Raw genomic sequence first — 21,955 nt, forward strand, 5'->3', positions numbered from 1 at the left:
TGCGCATGGACAACTGACCGTCACTACCGTCAGTTCGGCCAGATGCCGGTCTCCAGCAGCGACGCGATCGCCGCCGTGTAGGGCGCGATGTCCAGCCCCTGTTCGGCCAGCCACCCGTCCGCGTAATACTTGTCCAGATAGCGGTCCCCGGGGTCGCACAGCAGCGTCACCACGCTCCCCGTACGCCCCTCGGCCACCATCTCGGCGACGATCTTCAGGGCGCTCCAGAGACCGGTGCCGGTCGAGCCGCCCGCCTTGCGGCCGATGGCCTGTTCCAGCGCCCGTACGGCCGCGACGCTCGCGGCGTCCGGCACCTTCATCATGCGGTCGATGGCACCGGGCACGAAGCTGGGCTCCATGCGCGGCCTGCCGATGCCCTCGATGCGCGAGCCGCAGTCGCAGGTGACGTCCGGATCGCCGGTGGTCCAGCCCTCGAAGAAACACGAGTTCTCCGGGTCGGCGACGCAGACGCGGGTGTCGTACTGCATGTAGTGGACATAGCGCGCGAGGGTCGCCGAGGTGCCGCCGGTGCCTGCCGTGGCGACGATCCACGCCGGCTCCGGGAAACGCTCCAACTCCAACTGGCGGAAGATGGATTCGGCGATGTTGTTGTTGCCGCGCCAGTCCGTGGCCCGTTCCGCGTAGGTGAACTGGTCCATGTAGTGGCCGCCGGTCTCTACCGCGAGGGCGGCGGACTCCTCGTACATTTTGCGCGAGTCGTCCACGAAGTGGCACCGACCGCCATGGAACTCGATCAGGCGGCATTTCTCGGCGCTCGTCGTGCGGGGCATGACCGCGATGAAGGGCACGCCGATGAGCTTCGCGAAGTAGGCCTCGGAGACGGCCGTCGAGCCGCTGGACGCCTCGATCACGGGGCGGCCGGGCCGGATCCAGCCATTGCACAGGCCGTACAGGAACAGAGAACGGGCGAGCCGGTGCTTGAGGCTGCCGGTGGGGTGGGTCGACTCGTCCTTCAAGTACAGGTCGATGCCCCATTTCTCGGGCAGCGGGAAGCGCAGCAGATGCGTGTCGGCCGAGCGGTTGGCGTCGGCCTGGACCTTACGGACGGCCTCTTTGAGCCAGGCCCGGTATTCCGCGTCACTGTGATCGACATCGAGGGTTTCACCGGTCCGGATCTGCTGAGGGGTGCTCACGGAGGGGCTCCTTACAGTTCGCGCCGACACCGGTTCAGATGGTCGGACACCTCGATCATAGGCGCCTGCCGCACGCTCCTCACCTGCATAAACACACCTTTGAGCACCTCAAAGGCACCCCTGGAGCAGGGGTGTCCGAAGCGCCGGGGGCGCACCCGGGCGAGTGCTCCCGCCCCCGCCGTCACCTCGTCATGCGCACTGGTGCTAGCCGCCGCCTGCGGGCAGACTGCACCGCATGGACGCTGCCCGCGTCCGACCGCACCGCGTGGGACGACACTTTCCGGCGGGTGCACACTGGATCACGACTCACGCGGGATTGCGGGACACAGCACAGCCGCAGCGCACAAGGGGGCGGGGCATCATGGCGGAGCCGGAGTTCACGGCCACGGGCGTGCGGATCGGGAAGAGGCTGCGGTCGCTCACCCGGGCCGGACAGGTCCGGATCAGCGACGGCAGGCTGCAGTTGCTCACGAGTTACGGCAGCGAGATCGACAGTGCGCCGGTGCAGGCGGTGCGCGCGTCGAAGCCCTGGTTCGCGCCGGAGGACCGGGCGTCGGCGGACGTCAACGGCACGCGCTACTCACTCACGCTGGGCGAGCACGATCCCGCCCCCGGCAAACCGGGGCCGCCCTCGGCGCGCCGGTTCATAGAGGCGGTACGCAAGGCGGCGGGGCGCCGCGACTGAGGCGGTCGGCGCGCGGCGCGCCGAGGCGGTCGGCGCGCGGCGGCTGAGGCGGTCGCGAAGACAGTTGAAGCGGTCGGCGCGCGGTCGCTGAGGCGGTCGCCACGCGGCGCAGTTCCCTCAGCCGCCGCGCGACAGTCGAGGCGGCCGCCAAGACAGCCGAGCGGTCGCCACACGGCAGTCAGTCGGTCGCCACACGGCAGCTCAGTCGCTCGCCGCGCGACGGCCGAAGTGGCAGCCCACCGGATGCGGATCCCGCGACGATCCGAGCGGGAGCCATATCGCCGACCGTGCCGCGAGTTGCGGGACCGAACCCCCTCAGTCACTCTGGTCTCACATCACCATCACTCTGGGTTCACCGGCGATAACGCTGCGAATCAGCCCGCCGGCACTACAGCAGGCGGCCGTTCCACTCAGCCACTCTGCTGGATCCGATCTCCGTCTTCTTCCGGACCTCAATTCGGGGAGTCGCAGCCGTGATCAGCCAGCCAAACAGGCATTGCACGGTGGAGCTCCAAGCCCTGCCGTCGCGGATCGGCCAGGTCCGCAGAATCGTCTCTGCACAATTGCGCTACTGGCATCTGGACTCCTTGATAGACCGTGCCGCGCTCGGGGTGACCGAGCTGTTGACCAACGTCCACCAGCACGCGCAGCCGGACAAGCTGTGCACCGTGGAGATCGAGCTGCTGCTCGATCGGCTCACGGTCTCGGTGCACGACCATGACCCCCGCCTGCCCGAAGTACGGGACGCGGACCCCACGGCCACCTGCGGACGCGGTCTCGCGATGGTCGCCGCGGTGAGCGAGAGCTGGGGAGTGCGACCGGACGGCGAGTCGGGCAAGACCGTGTGGTTCAGCCTTCCGGCTTCCTCACCCGCGGTGGCGGCGCCCGTCCGGCCGCCGTACGGGACGGCTCGTGAGACCACGCTCCGGCACACAGTCGACACCCTCGACGGGCGTAGGCCCGAACACGCTCCCGCCCGGTCGGCCGTTGTCGGCTGACCGGGCGGTGAGACCCACCCCGTACGTCCCTCGGTGGACCGGGCCGTACGTACCCCGGTGGGTCACTCGGTGGCGATGGCGCGCAGCACGTCCAGGCGCGCCGCCCGGGTCGGGCACCTCGTCGCGCCGGCCCACGGCTACGCGAGGCTGTTCCGGGACGGCTTCTACGCCCGAGGCACCGGAGGCACCCGATACGGCCTTGACGACATCGCCGCACAAGCCGTTCAGGCCGCGCGCGGCCGCTGCTTCCTCACCCCACGAATGAACGTTCAGGCGCGCATCAGGCGTGAGCCATTGCCGCCGGCGGATCGTCCAGCACCGGCTGCCACGCCAACTCGGCCGCACCCACGAGGCTGTTGTGGTCCAGCGTGCAGGCGAGGATCGGTACGCCGCCGCTCTGCCCCCACAGGCTGCGGTCGGCGACAACGGCACGCAGCCGGTCCGGGTTCGCGTCGAGCAGGGTGCGGTGCAACCCGCCGAGGATGATCCGGTCCGGGTTGAGGATGTTGACCAGTCCGGCGAGGCCGAGTCCCAGCCGGTCGATCAGGGCCTCGGTGGCCGTACGGACGGACGGGTCTGCGTACTGGCCGCGGATCAGGTCGTTGGCCTGCTGGAGCAGCGACACCTCGGGGCCGGGCGCACGGCCCGCCGCGATGAGGAAGGCCAGCGGATCCGCCTCGACGTCCAGACAGCCGCGACTGCCGCAGTAGCAGGGGCGGCCCTCGGGGTTGACCGTGAGGTGTCCGACTTCGAGGGCGAGGCCCGAACTGCCCGTGTGCAGCCGCCCGTCGAGCACCAGCGCGCCACCGACGCCACGGTGTCCGGTGGCCACGCAGAGCAGGTCGCGGGCGCCGCGTCCCGCGCCGTGCCGATGTTCGGCGAGCGCGGCCAGGTTGACGTCGTTGGCGGCGAACGCGGGTCCGTGGATTCCGGCCGCGCGCACCTTCTCGGCGAAGATCTGGCGGACCGGAGAGCCCGCCGGCCATGCCAGGTGCAGCGGATTGAGCGCGAGCCCTTCCGGCTCCGCGACGGCGGACGGCACGGCGAGTCCGGCGCCCACACAACGCCGCCCGGTCGCGCGGAGCAGCTCGGCGCCGGCCTCCACGACCGAGCCGAGCACCTTCGCCGGATCGGCGTCGACGGTCTCGCAGCCGGGCGCGGTCGCGACGATCCGGCCGCCCAGCCCGACCAGCGCGGCGCGGAAACCGTCGGCGTGCACCTGTGCGGCGAGCGCGACCGGCCCGTCCTCGGCGACTTCGAGCCGGTGCGAGGGCCGCCCCTGCGAACCGGCCGCCGCGCCGGGCCGTGCGTCGACCCGGATCAGCCCCAGCGCCTCCAACTCCGCGGCCACCGCGCCCGCGGTCGCCCGAGTGACCCCCAGTTCGGCGGTGAGAACGGCACGTGTCGGCGCACGCCCGGTGTGCACGAGTTCCAGCGCGGGTCCGAGCGCCCCGCGCCCCCGGTCCAGCCGCGTCCGCGTGTTCCCTTCCCCCGCCGCCCGGGGGCCCGCCTTGCCGTTCATGTGGGCGAGTCTCCCATGATCCGCTCGTGCGGTGACCCCTTCGGGCGGCCGAAAACCGCGCGCTCGCGCAGCGGCCTTTCGCCCAACTAGAAGCCGCTCACCCGTAGCGTGACGTTCAGACGGCCGGTCAGCCCCAGTTCGGGCGGCGCCGTGTCCGCGTGCACCCGCGGCACCCCGTGGTACGCGAGCCGGGACGCCCCGCCGAACACGAACAGGTCCCCGCTGCGCAGTTCCACGTCCGTGTAAGGCCGCGCCCGCGACTCGGTGTTCCCGAACCGGAAGACGCAGGTGTCGCCGAGGCTCAGCGACACGACCGGCGCGTCCGACTTCTCGTCGCTGTCGCGGTGCATGCCCATCCGCGCGTCGGCGTCGTAGAAGTTGATCAGTGCGATGTCGTACGCGGCTGTCGCGGCGTCGGCGCCGAGCGTGTCCGTCACCGCGCGGCGGCCGAGCTCGTCCAGCCAGGCCGGGAAGGGCTTCACGGGGGTGCCGTCGCCGTCGACGACGGTGCGCGCGTACCGGTACGGGTACCAGTGCCAGCCGAGGCAGACCTGCCGGGAGGTCATCGTGCCGCCGCCGGGGGTACGGACCGTGCGCAGACCGGCCGGTGGGCGGGCCCACTCGCGGCAGGCGGCCAGCAGTTCCCGCTGCCGGTCGGCGCCCAGCCAGTCCGGCAGGTGCACCGCGCCCGGCGCGACCTGCGTACGGCCGCGCGGAAACAGCTCGCTCTCCATGGGGCCCATCATCACGCATTCACCGAGGCAGGCAGGCGTCCGGGGCTCAGCTAGCCTTGACCCACGATGAACGACCGTATGACGACACCCTGGGCCGAGTACGCGCTGACCCGCTTCCCCGAAGACCCCCGCGACCAGCTGCGTGCCTGGGACGCCGCCGACACCTATCTGCTGCGGCACCTCGCGGAGAGCGGCACCTCGCTGTCCGGCTCTGTCGTGGTGGTGGGCGACCGGTGGGGAGCACTCGCCACGGCGCTGTCGGAGCACCGGCCGACGCAGATCACCGACTCGTTCCTGGCCCAGGAGGCGACGCGCGCGAATCTGGCCCGCAACGGGGCCGACGCGGACGCGGTACGTCTGCTCACCACCCGGGACACGCCGCCCGACCGTATCGACGTCCTCCTGGTCCGGGTGCCGAAGAGCCTCGCCCTGCTGGAGGACCAGCTGCACCGGCTGGCGCCCGGCGTGCACGAGGGGACCGTCGTCGTGGGCACCGGCATGGTCAAGGAGATCCACACCTCGACGCTGAACCTCTTCGAGCGGATCCTCGGCCCGACCCGCACCTCGCTGGCCGAGAAGAAGGCCCGGCTCATCTTCTGCACCCCGTATCCGGGGGCCGCGCGGGAGGCCAACCCGTGGCCGTACAGCTATCAGCTGCCCGACGGCATCGGCGCGGTCTCCGGCCGTACCGTCACCAACCACGCCGGTGTCTTCTGCGCCGACCGTCTCGACCTCGGCACCCGATTCTTCCTCCAGCACCTTCCGCGCAGTCGCGGCGCCGAGCGCGTGGTGGACCTGGGCTGCGGCAATGGCGTGCTGGGTATGGCGATCGCGCTGGAGAACCCGGAGGCGGAGGTGCTGTTCGTGGACGAGTCGTACCAGGCGGTCGCCTCGGCGGAGGAGACGTACCGGGCGAATACCGAGGGCAGCGCGGAGTTCCGCGTCGGCGACGGACTGACGGGGGTCCCCGCCGGAAGCGTGGACCTCGTCGTGAACAATCCGCCCTTCCACTCCCACCAGGCGACGACGGACACCACGGCCTGGCGGATGTTCTCGGGAGCGCGCCGTGCGCTGCGGCCGGGCGGCGAGCTGTGGGTGATCGGCAACCGCCACCTCGGCTATCACCTGAAGCTGCGCCGGCTGTTCGGCAACAGTGAACTCGTGGCCGGCGACGCCAAGTTCGTGATCCTCAGGGCCGTCAAGAAGTAGCTCGGCGGTCTCCGGGCGTCAGGAAGTGGTACCCCGCAGCACACGGGGCGAGGCTCCGAGTTCGCGGCGGCACGCTTTGTTGAAGGCCTGCAGGTCGGGGATGCCTACGGACGCGGCCACCGCCGGGATGGAGAGGGTCGAGGCGCGCAGCAGATGGTGGGCGCGCTCGAGTCTGCGGCGGCGGATGTAGGCCACGACCGTGGTGCCGGTCTCGGTACGGAAGAGCCGGGTGAGGTGGTTGTGGGAGATTCCGGCGGCGCGGGCGATCTCCGGAATCGCGAGCGGGGCGGCCAGGTGCGCCTCGATGTGGGCGATCGCCGTGCTGACCGCCGGATGCGGGCCACGGCCGGCGGTGGTGGCCGGGGTCAGCCGGGCGATGCGCCACAGCGCGGTCCAGATCTCGGCCCGGGTGCGCTCGGGCGTGCCGGGGGCCGCCGCGATCGCGTTGAGCAACAGGCTGGAGAGCATGGGGAGTTCGGGCCCCACGTCCTGCATGACGGGGACGCGGCACGGTGCGCCGACGGGGGCGATGCGCAGATGGGCGTAGAGGTGTTCGGAGCGGCCCTGGTAGCGGTAGCGGACCGTGGTGCCGGGCGGTACGAGACTCACCCGGCCGGGGCGGATGAGGTGCGCGGTGCCGTCGACGGTCAGCTCGGCGTCGTAGTGGTAGAGGTGCAGCTGCCACAGCTCCGGCAGCCGGAAGACGTCCGTGCGGCTCGCGAGGCCGTGCACGCCGATGCCGATGTTGACGACGCCGGGCGGCTCGCCGAGGTGCAGTTCCGTCTCGCGCATGGTGAAAAACTACCAGCGGTGGTGAGCCGGGCCAACGCGCCGACGACGGTGGCGACCCTACGTTGAGACGCATGACCACCACATGGGAGCAGACAGTCGGCACCCCACTCCTGAGTTCGGTCCGGATGGCGCACTTCGTGGCCCACGGCTCGCTGCGGCTGGACGCCGTGGTCCCGCCGGTGATGAACGCCGAGGGCATCGACGTCCTGCGCGAGGGCGTGCCCGACGTGCCGTACGGCAGCACCGTGCCGGACGCCTACCCCGAGGGGTCCTTCGTCCGTCGGCTCATCGGGATCCCGGACGTGGCCGGGGCGCTGCGGAGCCTGGTCGGGCCCGACCCCGCCGTCGACCATCACTACGTCCACATCCGCGAGCCCCGCGAGGGGCGGGCGCAGCCGCTGCACGGTGACGCGATCATCGATGTGCGCTCCGACGCCTTCGACGTCCAGTTGATGTACTACCCGCAGGACGTCACGCTCGACATGGGCGGCACCCTCAGCGTGCCGGGCAGCCATCTGCGGCGCACGAACGAAACGGACACCGGGCGCTACCAGAATCTGCGCGGGCAGAGCCGGCTGGTCTGCCCGGCGGGCACCGTGGTGTTTCTGCACCATGGCCTGTGGCACGGCGGGCGGCGCAACGACAGCGATGCGGTCCGCTATATGTTCAAGATCCGCTTCAATCCGACGGTGCGGCAGTGCCGCCTGTGGGACACCTCGGACCTGGGCGATCCGCGGGTCGCCGAGGAACTCTCCACGACGTTCCCGTGGTACGAACCCGCCACGGGCCGTCTCGAGGTCTACAACCGCGTCCTGCTGTGGCGTTCGCTCACCGGGGACGACTCCTTCGACCTGGACCACTGGGTGACTCGGGTCTCCAACCGCCCTCAGGGGGACGTCGCATGAGTATCCGTCAGCAGGTTCTGGTCCTCTATCTCGCCACCTCCGCCCTGGACGCGGAGGTGGTGGGCTGGTCGGTCTACGACGGCACCGGCCGCACGTCGCCCACGACCGGGGACAGCGACGAGCCGCCGTACGAGACAGGTGTGCACGCTCTGGAGGACGGCTGGCGGCTGTTCCAGGCGGCACAGTTGATCCCGCCCTATCCCGGCGGCGAGTACGACGTGTCCTTCCTCAAGCACGAGTTCTTCTTCGAGAAGCTGGTCGATACGGACGCCGTCTGAGGTCACCCACGCACTACGTCGATGAGGCGCGCCACCGTCCGCGCCATGGCCTCCCGCCCCACACCGAGGTAGGCGCGGGAGTCGACCGCCTCGGGGTGGGCGGCGAAGAACTCCCGGATGGCGCCGGTCATCGCGATGTTCAGGGCCGTTCCGACATTGACCTTGGCGATGCCGCCGGCGACGGCTGTCACCAGTTCGTCGTCCGGCACTCCGGAGGACCCATGCAGGACGAGGGGCACGCCGAGTGTCGCGGTCAACCGCTTCAGCAGGCCGTGGTCGAGGGCGGCGGTGCGCGTGGTCATGGCGTGCGAGCTGCCGATCGCGACGGCCAGAGCGTCCACGCCGGAGTCGGCCACGAAGGCACGGGCCGCGCCGGGATCGGTGCGGGCGCCGGGCGCGTGCGCGTCCATCGGCGGCTCGCCGTCCTTGCCGCCGACCTGCCCCAACTCGGCCTCGATCCACATCCCTTGGGCGTGTGCCCAGTCGACCGCGGACCGAGTGGCGGCAAGGTTGTCCTGGTACGGCAGCCGCGCGGCGTCGTACATCACGGAGCTGAATCCGGCGCCGGGTGCCTGTCGGAGCAGGTCGTCGCTCTGGACGTGGTCGAGGTGCAACGCGACGGGTACCGTGGCGCGTTCGGCCGCCGCGGCGGCTGCGCGGGCCAGCGGGAGCAGCCGTCCGTGGCGGAACTTGACCGCGTTCTCGCTGACTTGGAGGACAACGGGGGCCGCCACCGACTCGGCGCCCGCGATGACGGCCTCGACATGCTCCAGGGTGATGATGTTGAACGCGGCGACAGCGGTGCCCGCCTCGGCCGCCGCGGCGACCAGGTCACCAGTGGCTGCGAGTGACACAACTCCTCCTTTTCCGCAGATGGTCGAGCCGAATCAGCGAGCCGTGCCGTCGAGGATCACGGAGCGGGTGAGATGGCGCGGCCGGTCCGGGTCCAGCCCCCGGGAGGCGGCGACCGCGACCGCGAGCCGTTGCGCGCGGACGAGTTCGGCGAGCGGGTCGAGGGCGCCGGCCACCCACAACGCGCCGGTGGCCCGCACCTGTTCGGCCAGCCCCTCGGGTGCCTCGCCGAGCATCCAGGTGGCGGTGGAGCGGGTCGCGATGCTGATGGGCCCGTGCCGGTACTCCATCGCCGGGTAGGCCTCGGTCCAGGCCAGCGCCGCCTCGCGCATCTTGAGCGCGGCCTCGCGAGCGAGCCCGACGGTCCAGCCGCGGCCGAGGAAGGTGAACTGCGTACGGTCGACCAGTCCTTCGGGCAGCGGGGCCTGGAGCACGGTGCGCGCGTCGGCGACGACGGCATCGGTGTGCAGCCCGAGGTGGGCCCGCAGCAGTGTGAGCGCGGTGGTCGCGAACCGGGTCTGCACCACGGATTGTTCGTCCGCGAAGTCGAGCACGACGATGTCGTCCGCGGCCTGTGCCACGGGGGTTTTGGGGTCGGCGGTGATGGCGGTCGTGCGCGTACGTCCTCGTAGCCGCGCGAGCGTGTCGAGCACCTCAGTCGTGGTCCCGGACCGGGTGAGGGCGACCACACGGTCGTACGAACGGGTGTCCGGGAATTCCGATGCGGCGAAGGCGTCCGTCTCCCCCTGTCCGGACCGTTCGCGCAGCGAAGCGGCGGCCTGAGCCATGAAGAGGGAGGTCCCGCACCCCACGAACGCGACCCGCTCCCCCGCCGCGGGCAACGCGCCACCATGCGCCGTGGCCTGCTCGGCGGCGCGGATCCAGCACTCGGGCTGGCTGCTCAGCTCGTTCTCGACATGGGTCATGCCAGTCATGCCACACCCCTCCCACTGATGCACTCCACCGATGCGCATTCTTGCAAGATATAGCGAGCTTTCAATCACAATCAAGCATTCCGCGCTCCTGGAATGCGGTGCGTTAGGGTCGCGGAGGATCGAGGAACGGAGAGTGCGGATGTCGCGCGACGCCCGCTGGAAGGCGCTGCTGGAACTGCTCGTGGAGCGGGGACGGTTGGATGTCGAGCAGGCCGCGGGCGAGCTGGAGGTGTCGGCCGCGACCATCCGGCGTGACTTCGACCAGCTCGCCGAGCAGCAGATGCTGGTGCGCACACGCGGCGGCGCGGTCGTGCACGGGGTGTCGTACGAACTGCCGCTGCGCTACAAGACGGCCCGGCACGCCTCCGAGAAGCAGCGCATCGCGACGGCGGTGGCCGCGCTCGTCGCACCCGGCGAGGCGATCGGCCTGACCGGCGGCACGACCACCACCGAGGTGGCCCGCGCCCTGGCCGTACGCCCCGATCTCGGTTCCGGCTCGCCCGCGCTGACCGTGGTGACGAACGCGCTCAACATCGCCAATGAGCTGGCCGTGCGCCCCCAGTTCAAGATCGTGGTCACCGGAGGAGTCGCGCGTCCCCAGTCGTACGAGCTGATCGGGCCCCTCGCGGACGGTGTGCTCAGCCAGATCACCCTCGACGTCGCCGTCCTGGGTGTGGTCGCCTTCGACGTCACGCACGGTGCGGCCGCCCACGACGAGGCCGAGGCCGCCATCAACCGGCTCCTGTGCGAGCGTGCCGCACGCGTGATCGTCGCCGCCGACTCCAGCAAGCTGGGCCGGCGCGCCTTCGCCCGGATCTGCGCGGCCGAGTCGGTGGACACGCTGGTCACGGACGTGGCGGTGGGCCAGGACATGGTGCGCCGGTTCGAGGAGGCGGGGGTCGGGGTCGTGGCCGTCTGACAGCGCCCCTCGCCCCGGGTTCAGGAGCCCTTGCGGGCCTGGGCGGTGAGCGTGAGTGTGCTGGCGTCGCCGACGGTGGCCGAGGCGTCGGGCGCGGTGATCTCGATCGCGGGGCCGCCCGGACGGTGCAGGGTGGCGGTGGGGAAAACGGGCTCGGCCAGGGCGAGCTGGTCGCTACCGGGAGCCTGCGGGTACATGCCGAGGCTCGCCCAGACGGCCCAGGACGACATGGCGCCGAGGTCGTCGTTGCCGACGAGACCGTCGGGACGGTCGCTGAAGAGGGTGGCCAGGGCGCGGCGGACGGTGTCGCGGGCGCGGTCGGGGCGATCCGCGTAGTCGTACGCCCAGGGGGTGTTGAAGGAGGGCTCGTTGCCGAGGTAGGCGTAGGGCTGGGTGCCGCCCGCGTTGAGGTGGGTGAAGAAGGTGTCCAGGCGGGCGGTGACCGCGGCGTTCCCGCCCATCAGGGCGAAGAGACCGGGCAGGTCGTGCGGGACCATCCAGGTGTACTGGGCGGCGTTGCCCTCCACGTACTCCGTGGTCTGGGCGGGCGTGAAGGGCGGCCAGCTGCCGTCGGCCGCACGCGGCTGGAGATAGCCGGTGGCGGGATTGAAGAGCTTGCGCCAGTTCCCGGAGGCGCGCAGCAGGGTCTCGTGGGCGGTGGTGTCGCCGAGACGGTGTGCGAGCTGGGCCAACGCGTAGTCGGAGGCCGCGTATTCCAGGGTGGTGGCGGCCGAGCCCCAGACACCCCGGGCGCCGGCGGCGACATAGCCGAGGGCGTCGTACTGCTCGTGGCCGGGTCGCTGACGTTTGTCCTGGCGGCCCGCCAGGGCGGCGCGCAGCAGGGCGCGGGCGTCGAAGTCGGTGGCACCGAAGGCGTGGACGGCGGAGGCGATCACGGGCAGCGGGTCGCCGACCATCACGCCGGTGCCGCCGTTGGCGACGGTCCAGCGGTCGAAGTAGCCCGCCTGGAGACCCTGGTTGAGGACGGACTGCGCGATGTCGGAGGCTTCTCGCGGGGCGAGCAGGGCGAGGAGTTGGACCTGGGAGCGGTAGACGTCCCAGCCGGAGAAGTTCGCGTACTGGACGTGGCCGGGGCGGGTGCGGCGGATGACGCCGTCCATGCCGGGGTAGCGGCCGTCGGTGTCGCTGAAGGTGCTGGGGTGAAGCAGGGAGTGGTACAGGGCGGTGTAGAAGACCCGGCGTTGGGTGCCGGTGCCGCCGCCGACCGCGATGCGGCCGAGCCAGTCGTTCCAGCGGGCGCGCGCGGCCTGCCTGATTCCGTCGTACGAGTCCTCGTGCTGCTCGGTGGCGGCATTGCGGCGGGCGCCCTCGACGCTGACGAAGGAGACGCCGACCCGGACGGTGACCGTGCGCACCCCGGGGCCGAAGGAGACCACGGCCGCGCCCGGTTTGCCTTCTGGGTGGGCGGCTTGGGCGAAGGGGTGGTCGAAGGTGGCGTGGAAGTAGAGCCGGTAGCGGTTGCCGGACTTGCAGAAGCCGCCGCTGTCGGTGTGCCCGGACAGAGTGTCGGTGCCGATGTCCACCGCTCCGGTGGCCGCGTTGAACGCCTTGCCCGCGTCGACGCTCAGCGCGGCGGGGCGGTCGTCCGTGGCCGGATAGGTGAAGCGGGCGACGCCGGAGCGCTGTGTGGCGGCGAGTTCGGTACCGATGCCGTTGTCGAAGGTGACCCGGTAACTCCCGGGCTCCGCCCGCTCGTTGGTGTGCGAGAAGGTTGCCGGGCCGGTCGCGTCGGCGCCGAGCAGGGGCATGAAGGGCACATTGCCGTAGTCCTTGCACCCCGCGCCGGACAGATGCGTGAGGCTGAACCCCTTGATCCGGTTGTCCCCGTACGCGTACCCGCCGTGCTGGTACGTCACCGTGTCCGGGCTCCACTGGACCCCGCCCAGGGGCGCCGTCGCTCCGGGGAAGGTGTTCCCGGCTCCACCGCCATGGCCGAAATCCGCTCCTCCGGGCGCGGTTCCGACGAAGGGGTTCACGTATTGGGCCGGGTCCACGACCACATCGTCCGCCGTGGCGGACGCGAGAGGGGCACTCGACACGACGAGTACGGCGGCGACGGCCGGCGCGGCCCGGCGGAAGGGAAATCGCACGAGGTCTCTCCGGGCGGTGACGGGGACGACGTCCCACGACGGCAGGGCAGCATGAGGGCGACAGTCTTCCCCGGGGCGATGCCGCCCTCGCTCCGCCACGCCCGGAGGTCACCCGCGCGGCGGAGCGCCCCCGTTCACCGGACCGGCTCCCGCGGCGTGGCCTGCTCCACCTGCGGCGCCACTTGCAATCGACGACCCTGCGATAACCGAACACACGCACCAACTGGCTAGACTACGCACCCTCGTGCACGTGATCCGGTGACGTCCGATCACAGCGTTCTCGAAGGGTTTCGACGCTTGATAGCCATCGAAGAGGTCAGCAAGCGATATGCCGACGGCACGACGGCCGTCGATCACCTGTCCCTGGAGATACCGAACCACTCCATCACCGTGCTCGTCGGGCCTTCGGGGTGCGGCAAGACCACCACGCTGCGCATGATCAACCGCATGGTCGAACCCAGCAGCGGCACGATCCGGGTCAAGGGCGAGGACGTCCAGCGCCAGCCGGTCAACGCCCTGCGCCAGTCCATGGGTTACGTCATCCAGAACGCGGGGCTCTTCCAGCACCGCACCATTCTCGACAACATCGCCACGGTGCCGCGGCTGCTCGGCTGGTCCAAGCAGCGCGCCCGTGCCCGCGCGGCCGAGCTCATGGAAAGGGTCGGCCTCGACGCGAGCATGGCGCGCCGCTATCCGTACCAGCTCTCGGGGGGCCAGCAGCAGCGCGTCGGGGTCGCCCGCGCACTCGCGGCGGACCCGCCGATCCTGCTGATGGACGAGCCGTTCTCCGCGGTCGACCCGGTCGTGCGCCGGGGCCTGCAGGAGGAGTTGCTGCGTATCCAGGGCGAGTTGGGCAAGGCGATCGTGTTCGTCACCCACGACATGGACGAGGCCATCACCATCGGCGACCGCATCGCCGTCCTGCGCACCGGCGGCAAACTCGCCCAGTTCGCCGCCCCCGACGAACTGCTGTCGTCGCCCGCCGACGCGTTCGTCGAGGAGTTCCTCGGTGGCGACCGGGGCATCCGCGGCCTGTCCTTCCTGTCCACGCGGGACCTCGAGGTCGACCGCTCCCGGGTCTTCCCGGTCGGCACCGACTGGCAGCGGATCGCCGGGCAGCCGGGCGGTGAGGGGCCGGTCCTGGTCACCGACGCGGGCGGAAAGCCGCTGGGCTGGGCCGACCTCACCACGTGGTCCGGTGAGGTCCATACCCTCGAGCCGTACGGGCAGAGCTTCGAGGTCGGCCGGGACTCGCTGCGGGTCGCCCTGGACCGGGCGGTGCTGTCGCCCACCGGTCAGGCGGTCGCCGTGGACGGGGCGGGGAAGGTGCTGGGACTCGCCGGGCAGGAGAAGATCGCCGCGGCGATCCGCGCGGCCCGGCAGCAACGGGCGGCGGACTCCCCAGAGCTCCCGTCACAGGTGAAGGCCGCCCGATGAACGGCTTCTTCGACATCCCCAGCGACCTCCAGAGCAGCTATCTCGGCCTGATCTCCACGCATATGCAGGAGGCCCTGATCCCGGTTCTCGTCGGTCTCCTGCTGGCGCTGCCGATCGGCCTGCTGTGCGTCCGCTTCAACTGGATCTATCCGCCGGTCCTCTGGCTCACCACGGTGCTGTACGCGATTCCGTCGATCGCCTTCTTCGTGGTGCTCATCGACTACACGGGGCTGAGCAAGACGACCGTGATGATCCCGCTGTGCCTCTACAGCCTGGTGATTCTGGTCCCGGCGGTCGTCGACGGCGTCCGCTCGGTACCCGAGGAGACGAACGCCGCCGCCACGGCGATGGGCATCGGTCCCGTGCGCCGTTACCTCCAGGTCCAACTCCCCATCGCCGTACCCGCGATCATGGCGGGACTGCGAGTGGCGACCGCGTCGAGCATCAGCCTGGTCAGCGTCGGCTCACTGATCGGCAACGAGGGGGCACTCGGCAATCTGCTGACCACCGCGATGCTCTACCACCGTCCCATGCTCGCGGTGAACTCGGTGGTCACCACCGCCGTCCTCGCGGTGCTGGTCGACGCCCTGCTCGTCCTGCTGCGGCACGTACTCACCCCCTGGCAGCCGCCCTCCGGCCGCAAGACCGCACGCCGTACGTCCACGATCGCGGGCGCCGCCCGCACCCCGGAGAGCGTCTCGTGAATGTACTCAACTTCATGCAGTCCTTCTTCAGCGACGGGGCCCACTGGCACGGATACGACGGGATTCCGCAGCGCGTGTGGGAGCACGTCCAGTACACCGCCGGGGCACTCGCGATCGCCGCGGCCGTCGGTCTGCCCATCGGGCTTGTCACCGGGCACACCGGCCGTGGCGGCAACACGCTGGCGTTCGTGTCATCGGGTGCCCGGGCGCTGCCCACCTTCGGGCTGCTGGTGCTGATGTTCGTCTGGCTGGGCCTCGGCATCGTGCCCGTGATGATCCCGCTCGTGGTGTTGGCGATCCCCCCGATCCTCATCACCACGTACGAGGCGATCCGCGCCCTGGACCCCTCCCCCGTCGACGCCGCCCGCGGCATGGGCATGTCGGAGGGGAAGATCCTTTTCCAGGTCGAGGTGCCGGCGGCGCTGCCGCTGATCCTCAGCGGCCTGCGCTCGGCGGCGATCCAGATCGTGTCGACGGCCACGATCGCGGCCTATGTGGCCCTGGGCGGGGTCGGCCGGTACATCCTGGACGGCCTCTACCAGCGCAACTTCGAGAAGGTGGCGGGCGGTGCCGCTCTCACGGCCGGCCTGGCGCTGCTCGTCCTTGTGCTGTTCTGGGCCGTGACCCGATTGGCGGTGTCCCCGGGGGTGCGCAGGCGCCGTATGGCCTGATGGAAGGCGAAAGGGGCGACGAGCCATGCCCGTCGCCCCTTCTTTCCGTTCACTTCTCCGCGGTGGCCAGGGCGTGTTCGAGGACGACCAGGAGCGCGTCCCGCACCGACCCGCGCTCTCGGGCGTCGAACACGGTGAGCGGCACGTGCTCGCCGACGTCGAGCGCCCACCGTACGTCGTTCAGATCATGCTCGATCTTGCCGTCGAAGGCGTTGATGGCCACCGCGAAGGGGATCTGGCGGTGTTCGAAGTAGTCGACGGCCGCGTAGCAGTCGTCGAGCCGGCGGGTGTCGACGATGACGAGCCCGCCGAGCGCGCCGTCGACCAGGTCGTCCCACATGAACCCGAAGCGCTCCTGGCCGGGGGTCCCGAACAGATAGAGCTTCAGGGTCGGGTCGAGCGTGACGCAGCCGAAGTCCATGGCGACGGTGGTCGTCATCTTCTCCGGGGTGTGGGACAGGTCGTCGATGCCCGCGGCGACCGAGGTGATGGACGCCTCGGTGGTGAGCGGCTCGATTTCGGAAATGGCGCCCACCGTGGTGGTCTTGCCCACTCCGAAGCCGCCCGCGATCACCATCTTCACCGGCATCGGCGGCCGGGCACCCTCGGTGTCAGCGCTCACGGATCGCGCCCCGGGAGTCGGGGATAGCTCGGAGACCATCGATAACCCTTCGCAATACGGTGGCGTCGCGGGCGGAATCGGCCTGCGGTGCGTACAAGGCCAGTTGACCGTCGGCGCGGAGATCGTCGGCAAGCACTCTGATCACATTCAAATGCATCCGCAGTTTCGCCGCGATCTCCGCCAGCGACTGCGGCTGGCGGCAGACCGTGATGATGTCGCGGTGCTGGTCGAAGACGAAGGCCTCCAGCGTGGCCAGCCCCAGTTCGGTCGCGACCACCTGCGTCTCGATCGGGATCGTCGGTACAAGGCTGTCGCCGCCCGCGATCCGCCCCGCAGTCAGCAGGAATGGCCTGACGATCGACGCGGGGGTTTCCACACCCCACGCGTCGTCGTCGGCGGCTGATGGCACGCCGGCCGTCATCTCGTCCTCATCCTTCACTCGCGGGTCGTCGCGGCCTTCGCAACGACCCCGCCGACCGTCATCGGGTCGGCGCAATCCCCACGGTGTTCTTGAGCTCCATGACCAGTTGCGGGCTCAGGGCGGCACCGGCGCGGTTGGCAAAGAGGGTCATCTCGTACGCGATGTTGCCGAGCTTCGCCTCCTTCGAGGCGACCACTCCGAGCACCGCGCCCGCGCCGAGCGCCGACACCAGGACGTGCCCCTCCTCCAGGTCGATGATGACCTTGTTCAGCGCGCCCAGTCCGTAGTTCCCGGACGCGCCCGTGGCGAGGCTGGTGATCCCGGAGACGATCGCCGCGAGTCGTTCCGAGTCCGCTTTGCCGCGCAGTTGGGACACCGCGATCAGCAGACCGTCGGAGGACACACCAATCACGTCGACGACCCCGGCGGTCTCGGTGGCAAATCGATTGAGCAGCCAATTGAAGTCGGCAGCCGCGGCCTTCACGTCCGTCGCGGGTTCCACGGGTGCGGACTCCGGTCCACCTGTCCACATCGTCACTTGCTCATGCCTTCCGGGAATGAGGGTCTGTTGTTCTCTGTGCTGTGCTCGCCCGAGGTGTCGCTACGGCCCCCTGAATGGGCCGGAGCGATGATCCCGTCCTCGGCCGCGCTCTCGCGGTCGGCCCGCAGGACTGCGGCCTCGAACTCGTCGATCTCGGATCGTGCCGCTTCCGCGTCGGCGTTCTGCCAGGCGGGCGGGCGCGGGTTGGTGATGGCCTGTTTGGGCAGGCGGGTCGACGCGGTGGTGGCCTGCAGGGTCGCTCCGCGCACCCGCCGCCGCAGCGGACTGGATCCGTTGCCCGGGCTCGAGGACGAGTCCGCGCCTGACTTCGGCGGGAGCGCACCGGACCTGGACGGGGATGCGCCGGACCTCGTCGGAGCCGTACCCGACTCCGACCCGACCGCGCCCGACCTCGACGGGGCCGTGCCATGGCCGCCGTCGGCGCCGTTGGCGTGCGGCTGGGCTGGTCCACCGGGCGGCCTCGAAGGCATACCGCGGCCGGCTGTCTCGCGCACCGGGGCGCCGCCTCCCGCGTTCCGCACTGACCCCGCGCCCGTGGATCCGTGGGTGCCGCCGTGCGTCCTGGCACCCCCGGCCGGGGCCTCCGGCCGGTGAGTGTGCCCCGAGGAATCCGCATCCCGCGGACGGGAGGGAATCCGGCGGGGCAGCGCCGAGGGCCCGGGTTCCGGGTCCACCGCCGCGGGGCGCGGCTCGCTGCCACCGGAGCGGCGGGGCGGCGGCAGGATGTGCGGGGCGCGCGCCGCGGCTCCGGTCGGGTCGGCGAGCAGGAGGTGGGAGGACGGCACGGCGACGGTGGCGGTGACGCCGCCGCCCGGGGTACGGGTCAGAACGACCTCGATGCCCCAGCGCCGGGAGAGTCCACCGACCACGAAGAGACCGAGGACCTCCGTCGGGGCCAGGTCGAGCCGTTCGCGGCGGATCAGGCGGGCGTTCTCCTCCTCCAGCCGCTCCGCGCTCATCCCGAGGCCATGGTCGATGATCTCGATCAGGGCTCCGCCGGCGGAGCCCTGCCGGGGACGCAGGACGACTTCGACGCCGCTGGACGCCGGGGAGAACGTCACCGCGTTCTCCAGCAGTTCCGCGAGCATCAGCGTGAGGTCGCCGACGATGTCGGGGGCGACGGTGACATCGCCCTCGGCGTGCGGGGTGACGCGCTGGTAGCCCTCGATCTGGCCGAGCGCCGCGCGGACGATGTTGCTGAGCCGCATGGGCCCGGTGTTGAGGCCCGTCTCGCGAATTCCGGCGAGCAGCATCAGGCTGTCGGCGTTGCGCTGGAGGCGTACGGCGATGTGGTCGATGCGGTAGAGCCGGTCCAGCACCTCGGGGTCGGTCTCGCCGCGCTCCACCGAGTCGATCAGCGTCAATTGACGCGCCGTCAGGTTGCTGACGCGGTGGCCGACGTTGCCGAACATCTGGGCGATGTTGCGGCGGCTGATGACCTGGCGTTCCAGCAGGGCGGTCGCGGTGACCTGAACCTGGTTGAAGGCTTCGGCGAGTTCACCGATCTCGTCGCGGACCGGCACGGGCACGGCTTCGAGTCGCGGTGGGCTCGCGTCGTCGGCGTCGTCGTCCGCGACCCGGGCCAGCTCGCTCTCGGCCGCGGCGGCCACGTGCTGGGCCGCATTGGTGAGACTTCGCACGGTACGGACCACGGAGCGGCGCATCAGTACGGAGAACAGGATCCAGGCCGCGAAGATGAGCAGGTTGGCGAAGAGCAGCCAGAGCACCTGCCTCCAGGTGTCGTCCGACGCGTCCTGGGCGTCCGAGGCGATCTCGCCGATGAGCGACTGGGTGATCTTCAGCCTGTTCTGGGCCTGGCGCTCGTAGGTGGGCTCGGCGGCCAGCGCCTCCTTCAGGGCGGCGCGCACCTGCGTGAAGTTCTCGGCGATCAGACCGCTGGGGTCGGCCTGGAGTGCGGCGTAGTTCTGGGCGATGATGTCCTGATAAGGGCTTTGATCGATCTCGGCGAGCAAAGCGCCCTGATCCTGGTCGGCGAACCGGGTGAACCGCTCCGCCTGGTAGATGTACTGCTCATAGTCGCCGGCTGCGCCGGTGTACTCCATGAACGCGTTGAGGTCCCGGGTACGGGCGGCGAAGACGCCGGTCTCGAAGGACGCGTGGGCGGTGTCGGCGCGCACCAGCGCGTCGAGCAGATTGCCCGCGGACTCCGCGGACTCGCCGCCCGACTGGCCCAGTCCGAGGCCATTGATGAGACTCTCGACGACCGATCCGTACGCCGGGTCGATGTTGTCGGCGGAGATCGGGCCCTGCTCGATGGGCTTGCGGAGGCTGTGGAGGCCTGCCAGCTCCTTGAGCGCCTGATCCTCGGCATCGGGCAGCCGGTCCCCATAGGTGGACCGTACGACCTCCGCCTGGGCGGTGACCTTCTGCTGGGCCCGGAGATAGGCGGAGGTGTCGGGCGCCTTGTCGCCGGGACGAGCGGCTTCGTAGCGCAGGGAGACGAGGAGCGCCTGCCGCTGCTCGGTCTGGATACCGTCGACGAGCTTGGTGACCTGCGCACTGTCCTGGACGAGCCGGGCGGTGTCGGCAGCGGAACGGGCCAAGCCGATCTCGGAGTAGACGATGTAGGCCATCATCGCCGACACGACGGTGACCGGAACAATCACCAGGACGTTGAGTTTCCGGCGGAAAGGCCAACGATCGAGGAGGGAGGGCGACCGGCCTATTCGGGGATCCGTGGGCTGCGGCCCCCGGGCGGCTTTTCTGTGCGCGGGCACCAAACCTCCTTGACATCATTTCCAATTGGAAGCCCATGCCCGGGCTGCGTGGACTCAGGTCATGTCAGCACGCTCGGGTCAAACAAGTGGAACCAGGTCCACCGGCTCGGCCAACCGTAGCGGCTACCGCAAGAGTACGGCCACGATCATCCAAAAACCGACACTGGATATGACCGAGTCGCCCTGATTTTGGTTGAGTTGCGCACACGCAGTGACGTCGCGTGGTCTCCGCCGGTGATCTATTCGTGTCTTGACGGTACGTTACCTGGCTCGCTTGGATCGTCATCACGCCACACCTTCCGGCCGCCGACCGCCCATGCACAAGTCTGGATGACCAACGTGACTCACGCCAGAAGCGCCAGAACGACCGCAACATACGCTGTGTCCCTGCTGGTTGCGGCTGCGTCCGCCCTGACGGGTTGCGGTTCGTCCAATGACTCGGGCTCCACGGACCCCTTGAAGGGCGACACCGCCAAGGGCGGCACGGTCGTGGTCGGTTCCAACAACTTCCCCGAGAGCATCCTGCTCGCCGACATCTACGGCGAGGCCCTCAAGGCCAAGGGGATCAAGGTCAGTTACAAGCTGAACATCGGCAGCCGCGAAACCACTTACGGTCTGATCAAGAACGGCACGATCACGGTCCTGCCCGAGTACAACGGCGCCCTGCTGGCCTATCTGGACGCCAAGGCGGCGCCGGCGTCGGTCGCGGAGACCAACAATGCCATCAGCGCCGAACTCGATGCGAAGCTGACCCTCTTGGAGTCGTCCGAGGCGCAGGACAAGGACGTGGTGGCACTCAACGAGGCCACGGCCAAGAAGTACAGCCTCACCTCTTCGTCGACGATCGCCGACCTCACCGACGTGGCAAAGGACCTGGTCATCGGCGGGTCGCCGGAGTTCCAGACCCGCCAGCAGGGGCTGGTCGGCCTCAAGTCCGCATACGGCCTGGAATTCAAGTCATTCAAGGCGCTGGACGCGGGCGGTCCGCTGACGACGGCGGCTCTCAAGAGCAACAACATCCAGGTTGCCGACATTTTCTCGACGGACCCCGGAATCACCAAGAACAAGTTTGTGGTCCTGCAGGACCCCAAGAGTCTTTTCGGTTTCCAGAACGTGACCCCGCTGGCGTACAAGAGCGGCCTTCCCGCCGAGGGAGTCACCGCCCTCAATGCCATATCGGCGAAGCTCGACACGGACACCCTGGTCCAGCTCAACAGTGAGGTTCAGGACGGCAACAAGGACCCGCTGGACGTGGCCAAGTCGTGGCTGGCCTCCGCCGGCCTGTCCTGACTTCGGTGCGCCGGCCGGGGCGGGCATCCGCTCCGGCGACATCGGGGAGTCCCTGCCCGTGCGTCAGGTCCGCGCGATGATGACGGTCAGGGCCGACCGACCGCTCGCGATGTGAGAGCGACGGTGCCCCCCGTCCATGGGGACACCGTCGCCCGTCGCTCAGTGAGGTACGGGCACAGGTACGGGTTCCGTGGCCCGTCGGATCCCGGCGGCGGCGAGCGCGGCTCCCGCCACGCAGAGCACGCCGGTGAACACGGCGGCCGCGTGGGCCTAGTAGGGCGTGTTTCGAAAGTAGCGTCGTCCGCCCGGAGGGCGGGGCCTGCGGCGTCTGGTGCGGTGCATCGCAAGGCGGAGGGTCGTCCGCGTACTGGGCGTACGCGGACGATCCCGACAACGCGGCGAGGCGCCGTGCCAGG

At 70.2% G+C, this 21,955-nt stretch carries 21 protein-coding genes; 10 read left to right on the forward strand and 11 right to left on the reverse strand.

Annotated elements, in window-relative coordinates; translation table 11 throughout:
- Nucleotides 1-29 precede the first annotated feature (29 nt).
- The gene (locus AB0D57_RS21390; protein WP_362074963.1) at nucleotides 30-1,154 is read right to left on the reverse strand and encodes a PLP-dependent cysteine synthase family protein; all 1,125 of its coding nucleotides are present in this window, start codon (nucleotides 1,152-1,154) and stop codon (nucleotides 30-32) included.
- Nucleotides 1,155-1,515: 361 nt separating this feature from the next.
- On the opposite strand from AB0D57_RS21390, the gene AB0D57_RS21395 reads away from it, so the two are divergent.
- Together AB0D57_RS21395 and AB0D57_RS21400 are read left to right on the forward strand one after the other, a co-directional pair.
- Nucleotides 1,516-1,839 carry a hypothetical protein gene (locus tag AB0D57_RS21395; protein ID WP_362074966.1) on the forward strand — a complete coding sequence of 108 codons (324 nt, stop codon included), beginning with the start codon at nucleotides 1,516-1,518 and terminating at the stop codon, nucleotides 1,837-1,839.
- A 473-nt stretch (nucleotides 1,840-2,312) separates the two neighbouring features.
- Nucleotides 2,313-2,837 carry an ATP-binding protein gene (locus AB0D57_RS21400; protein WP_362074969.1) on the forward strand — a complete coding sequence of 175 codons (525 nt, stop codon included), beginning with the start codon at nucleotides 2,313-2,315 and terminating at the stop codon, nucleotides 2,835-2,837.
- 280 nt (nucleotides 2,838-3,117) lie between these two features.
- Here AB0D57_RS21400 and AB0D57_RS21405 read toward each other — a convergent pair whose 3' ends face one another.
- Together AB0D57_RS21405 and AB0D57_RS21410 are read right to left on the reverse strand one after the other, a co-directional pair.
- On the reverse strand, nucleotides 3,118-4,359 hold the full coding sequence (locus tag AB0D57_RS21405) for an ROK family protein (protein ID WP_362074972.1): 1,242 nt from the start codon (nucleotides 4,357-4,359) through the stop codon (nucleotides 3,118-3,120).
- Nucleotides 4,360-4,445: 86 nt separating this feature from the next.
- Nucleotides 4,446-5,093, reverse strand: coding sequence for an alpha-ketoglutarate-dependent dioxygenase AlkB (locus AB0D57_RS21410; protein ID WP_362074975.1), 648 nt, complete (start codon nucleotides 5,091-5,093; stop codon nucleotides 4,446-4,448).
- A 66-nt stretch (nucleotides 5,094-5,159) separates the two neighbouring features.
- On the opposite strand from AB0D57_RS21410, the gene AB0D57_RS21415 reads away from it, so the two are divergent.
- Entirely contained in the window at nucleotides 5,160-6,302 is a 1,143-nt protein-coding gene (locus AB0D57_RS21415) for a methyltransferase (protein ID WP_362074978.1), read from the forward strand.
- Nucleotides 6,303-6,320: 18 nt separating this feature from the next.
- Here the strand turns inward: AB0D57_RS21415 and AB0D57_RS21420 are convergent, their stop codons facing one another.
- Nucleotides 6,321-7,094 carry a helix-turn-helix transcriptional regulator gene (locus tag AB0D57_RS21420; RefSeq protein WP_362074981.1) on the reverse strand — a complete coding sequence of 258 codons (774 nt, stop codon included), beginning with the start codon at nucleotides 7,092-7,094 and terminating at the stop codon, nucleotides 6,321-6,323.
- 71 nt (nucleotides 7,095-7,165) lie between these two features.
- Between AB0D57_RS21420 and AB0D57_RS21425 the strand changes: the two genes are divergently transcribed.
- A complete protein-coding gene (locus AB0D57_RS21425; RefSeq protein WP_362074984.1) occupies nucleotides 7,166-7,999 on the forward strand; it encodes a phytanoyl-CoA dioxygenase family protein in 834 nt (277 codons plus the stop codon).
- Between the two features lie 2 nt (nucleotides 8,000-8,001).
- Nucleotides 8,002-8,277 carry a hypothetical protein gene (locus tag AB0D57_RS21430; protein ID WP_362075027.1) on the forward strand — a complete coding sequence of 92 codons (276 nt, stop codon included), beginning with the start codon at nucleotides 8,002-8,004 and terminating at the stop codon, nucleotides 8,275-8,277.
- A gap of 2 nt (nucleotides 8,278-8,279) precedes the next feature.
- Here the strand turns inward: AB0D57_RS21430 and AB0D57_RS21435 are convergent, their stop codons facing one another.
- Together AB0D57_RS21435 and AB0D57_RS21440 are read right to left on the reverse strand one after the other, a co-directional pair.
- A complete protein-coding gene (locus AB0D57_RS21435; RefSeq protein ID WP_362074987.1) occupies nucleotides 8,280-9,131 on the reverse strand; it encodes a class II fructose-bisphosphate aldolase in 852 nt (283 codons plus the stop codon).
- 33 nt (nucleotides 9,132-9,164) lie between these two features.
- A complete protein-coding gene (locus tag AB0D57_RS21440) occupies nucleotides 9,165-10,055 on the reverse strand; it encodes an SIS domain-containing protein (RefSeq protein WP_362075030.1) in 891 nt (296 codons plus the stop codon).
- 148 nt (nucleotides 10,056-10,203) lie between these two features.
- Here AB0D57_RS21440 and AB0D57_RS21445 point away from each other — a divergent pair, with 148 nt between their 5' ends.
- On the forward strand, nucleotides 10,204-10,983 hold the full coding sequence (locus AB0D57_RS21445) for a DeoR/GlpR family DNA-binding transcription regulator (RefSeq protein WP_362074990.1): 780 nt from the start codon (nucleotides 10,204-10,206) through the stop codon (nucleotides 10,981-10,983).
- 20 nt (nucleotides 10,984-11,003) lie between these two features.
- Here the strand turns inward: AB0D57_RS21445 and AB0D57_RS21450 are convergent, their stop codons facing one another.
- Nucleotides 11,004-13,094, reverse strand: a complete 2,091-nt coding sequence (locus AB0D57_RS21450) for a GH92 family glycosyl hydrolase (RefSeq protein ID WP_362074993.1) — start codon at nucleotides 13,092-13,094, stop codon at nucleotides 11,004-11,006.
- A 297-nt stretch (nucleotides 13,095-13,391) separates the two neighbouring features.
- On the opposite strand from AB0D57_RS21450, the gene AB0D57_RS21455 reads away from it, so the two are divergent.
- Genes AB0D57_RS21455 through AB0D57_RS21465 form a run of 3 tightly spaced genes read left to right on the forward strand, consistent with a single transcriptional unit; the run spans nucleotide 13,392 to nucleotide 15,906 of the window.
- Entirely contained in the window at nucleotides 13,392-14,531 is a 1,140-nt protein-coding gene (locus tag AB0D57_RS21455; protein ID WP_362074996.1) for an ABC transporter ATP-binding protein, read from the forward strand.
- Nucleotides 14,528-15,235, forward strand: a complete 708-nt coding sequence (locus AB0D57_RS21460) for an ABC transporter permease subunit (protein ID WP_362075000.1) — start codon at nucleotides 14,528-14,530, stop codon at nucleotides 15,233-15,235. Before AB0D57_RS21455 ends, AB0D57_RS21460 begins: the two co-directional genes overlap by 4 nt.
- Entirely contained in the window at nucleotides 15,232-15,906 is a 675-nt protein-coding gene (locus tag AB0D57_RS21465; RefSeq protein WP_362075003.1) for an ABC transporter permease subunit, read from the forward strand. Before AB0D57_RS21460 ends, AB0D57_RS21465 begins: the two co-directional genes overlap by 4 nt.
- Before the next feature lie 49 nt (nucleotides 15,907-15,955).
- Here the strand turns inward: AB0D57_RS21465 and AB0D57_RS21470 are convergent, their stop codons facing one another.
- Genes AB0D57_RS21470 through AB0D57_RS21485 form a run of 4 tightly spaced genes read right to left on the reverse strand, consistent with a single transcriptional unit; the run spans nucleotide 15,956 to nucleotide 20,249 of the window.
- Nucleotides 15,956-16,495, reverse strand: a complete 540-nt coding sequence (locus tag AB0D57_RS21470) for an ATP/GTP-binding protein (protein WP_362075033.1) — start codon at nucleotides 16,493-16,495, stop codon at nucleotides 15,956-15,958.
- A 22-nt stretch (nucleotides 16,496-16,517) separates the two neighbouring features.
- Entirely contained in the window at nucleotides 16,518-16,949 is a 432-nt protein-coding gene (locus AB0D57_RS21475) for a DUF742 domain-containing protein (protein ID WP_362075036.1), read from the reverse strand.
- Nucleotides 16,950-17,007: 58 nt separating this feature from the next.
- Complete coding sequence (locus AB0D57_RS21480; RefSeq protein ID WP_362075039.1) at nucleotides 17,008-17,481, reverse strand: roadblock/LC7 domain-containing protein; 474 nt, start codon at nucleotides 17,479-17,481, stop codon at nucleotides 17,008-17,010.
- A 2-nt stretch (nucleotides 17,482-17,483) separates the two neighbouring features.
- Entirely contained in the window at nucleotides 17,484-20,249 is a 2,766-nt protein-coding gene (locus tag AB0D57_RS21485) for an ATP-binding protein (RefSeq protein WP_362075006.1), read from the reverse strand.
- Nucleotides 20,250-20,579: 330 nt separating this feature from the next.
- Between AB0D57_RS21485 and AB0D57_RS21490 the strand changes: the two genes are divergently transcribed.
- Complete coding sequence (locus tag AB0D57_RS21490; RefSeq protein ID WP_362075009.1) at nucleotides 20,580-21,539, forward strand: ABC transporter substrate-binding protein; 960 nt, start codon at nucleotides 20,580-20,582, stop codon at nucleotides 21,537-21,539.
- Nucleotides 21,540-21,955 lie beyond the last annotated feature (416 nt).

This window comes from Streptomyces sp. NPDC048275, assembly GCF_040652275.1.
Taxonomy (GTDB): domain Bacteria; phylum Actinomycetota; class Actinomycetes; order Streptomycetales; family Streptomycetaceae; genus Streptomyces.

Coding starts and splice junctions, on each gene's coding strand:
- AB0D57_RS21395 (WP_362074966.1), top strand. CDS start 1,516: ATGGCGGAGCCGGAGTTCACGGCCACGGGCGTGCGGATCGGGAAGAGG.
- AB0D57_RS21405 (WP_362074972.1), bottom strand. CDS start 4,359: ATGAACGGCAAGGCGGGCCCCCGGGCGGCGGGGGAAGGGAACACGCGG.
- AB0D57_RS21410 (WP_362074975.1), bottom strand. CDS start 5,093: ATGGAGAGCGAGCTGTTTCCGCGCGGCCGTACGCAGGTCGCGCCGGGC.
- AB0D57_RS21415 (WP_362074978.1), top strand. CDS start 5,160: ATGAACGACCGTATGACGACACCCTGGGCCGAGTACGCGCTGACCCGC.
- AB0D57_RS21420 (WP_362074981.1), bottom strand. CDS start 7,094: ATGCGCGAGACGGAACTGCACCTCGGCGAGCCGCCCGGCGTCGTCAAC.
- AB0D57_RS21425 (WP_362074984.1), top strand. CDS start 7,166: ATGACCACCACATGGGAGCAGACAGTCGGCACCCCACTCCTGAGTTCG.
- AB0D57_RS21440 (WP_362075030.1), bottom strand. CDS start 10,055: ATGACCCATGTCGAGAACGAGCTGAGCAGCCAGCCCGAGTGCTGGATC.
- AB0D57_RS21445 (WP_362074990.1), top strand. CDS start 10,204: ATGTCGCGCGACGCCCGCTGGAAGGCGCTGCTGGAACTGCTCGTGGAG.
- AB0D57_RS21460 (WP_362075000.1), top strand. CDS start 14,528: ATGAACGGCTTCTTCGACATCCCCAGCGACCTCCAGAGCAGCTATCTC.
- AB0D57_RS21470 (WP_362075033.1), bottom strand. CDS start 16,495: ATGCCGGTGAAGATGGTGATCGCGGGCGGCTTCGGAGTGGGCAAGACC.
- AB0D57_RS21475 (WP_362075036.1), bottom strand. CDS start 16,949: ATGACGGCCGGCGTGCCATCAGCCGCCGACGACGACGCGTGGGGTGTG.
- AB0D57_RS21480 (WP_362075039.1), bottom strand. CDS start 17,481: ATGTGGACAGGTGGACCGGAGTCCGCACCCGTGGAACCCGCGACGGAC.
- AB0D57_RS21490 (WP_362075009.1), top strand. CDS start 20,580: ATGACCAACGTGACTCACGCCAGAAGCGCCAGAACGACCGCAACATAC.